Here is a 317-nt window from a genome sequence, read left to right on the forward strand (position 1 = left end):
GCTACGCTGCTCGCGCACCAGGCGCACTGCGCGCTCCCGGACTTCCGGGGAAAACTTGGTTACCTTCTTGTTCATGGCTCCATTCTCTCAAGAGTTGGAGCCTCCACAAAATCCGGGGCGGTTCAACACGCTACGCGTCGTCCTGGGGAGCGTGCGATCGTGATCTCTCTACCCACGGGTACACGCGTCCGGCTGGTGGCAGGCGTCACCGACATGCGCTGCGGGTTCCAGGGGCTGGCGGCAAAGGTGCAGACGGCGCTCGAGGACAATCCGCTGGGTGGCAACGTGTTCATCTTCCGGGGCCGGCGCGGCGATCT

General features: G+C 64.4%; 1 protein-coding gene. It reads left to right on the forward strand.

Annotated elements, in window-relative coordinates; translation table 11 throughout:
- Window positions 1-195 precede the first annotated feature (195 nt).
- The coding region (gene tnpB / locus F6X39_RS36245; RefSeq protein ID WP_410450776.1) for an IS66 family insertion sequence element accessory protein TnpB at window positions 196-317 on the forward strand (122 nt) is incomplete at its 3' end.

Source organism: Paraburkholderia sp. UCT2 (genome assembly GCF_014397665.1).
GTDB lineage: Bacteria > Pseudomonadota > Gammaproteobacteria > Burkholderiales > Burkholderiaceae > Paraburkholderia > Paraburkholderia tuberum.